We start from the raw sequence: 973 nt of genomic DNA, 5'->3' as shown, positions 1-973 counted from the left end.
GATTGCGAGCTTGGGTGGCTTTCCGGCGGCGACGAGGCGGGCATAGGTGGTTTGGAAGGGGCTCTTTCGGGCGCGGATGGCGGCGAGGACGCCCATGTAGAGGACGTTGCGCACCTGCCGTCGCCCGGCGGCGCAGCGCGCGGGCCGGGCGTTGCGGCCGGACTGGCGGTCATAGGGGGCGACGCCCACCAGAGCGGCGATCTGGCGGCTGCCGACGCGCCCCAGCTCCGGCAGGCTGGCCAGGAGGGTCGCGGCCAGCACCGGCCCCACCCCGGGCGCGCTGCGCAGGCGCGCCGCCTTGTCGGAAAGCTCGGGCGTCGCCGCGATGATCGTGGCGATCTCGGCGTCGAGCCCGGCGATCTGGGCGGCGAGCAGCGCCTCCTGCTCGGCGGCCAGGTGCTGCAAGAAGGGGTCCTCCCTGCGGTCGTCGGACCCGGCCAGGGCCGCCTTGTGGCCCACCAGCCGGCGCCGGAACGCCGCCAGCGCGGCGAGGCGGGCGGTGGCCGCGTCGTCGACGAAGGGCCTGAGCGTGTCGCGGCAGGCACTCAGGCAAAGTGCGATCATCCGCGCGTCGATGGCATCGGTCTTGGCCCGCTGCCCCCGGCTCCTGGCAAACGCCCGCACCTGCGCCGGATCGAGCCGGTAGGCCGCCAGACCCGCCTGCGCCAGCGCCTTCAGAACCGGCGCCTCATAGCCGCCGCTGGCCTCCAGGCCAGCGGCCCGCGCGCCCGCGATCCTCAGCGCCAGCGCCGCCCGCCCCGCCGCATCGTTCGCCACGCTGAAGCGCTCCCCGGCGGTGGAGAAGACATCCAGCCGGTCCTTGGACACGTCGATACCGACAAACACATCCACCTGTGTCATGCTCGCTCTCCCCAGGCTTGTGCTGCGGGCTCGGGTCCCGGAAGACTGGCCCTGCCAACTGTTCGGGGTTTCGAGGGAGCGGACGGGGCCTTGCTCGACCTCGGCCTCAGGG

1 protein-coding gene is annotated in these 973 nt (G+C 73.7%); it reads right to left on the bottom strand.

Going from position 1 to position 973, the window contains the following annotated elements; translation table 11 throughout:
* Positions 1-861: IS110 family RNA-guided transposase (locus D9R14_RS22670; RefSeq protein WP_121625941.1), on the bottom strand; the 861-nt coding region annotated here is incomplete at its 3' end.
* Positions 862-973 lie beyond the last annotated feature (112 nt).

Origin of the sequence: Xanthobacter tagetidis, assembly GCF_003667445.1 — a bacterium.
GTDB classification, from domain to species: domain Bacteria; phylum Pseudomonadota; class Alphaproteobacteria; order Rhizobiales; family Xanthobacteraceae; genus Xanthobacter; species Xanthobacter tagetidis.
Note: the sequence above shows the minus strand (reverse complement) of the source record. Positions and strands in the feature narration are given on the sequence as shown.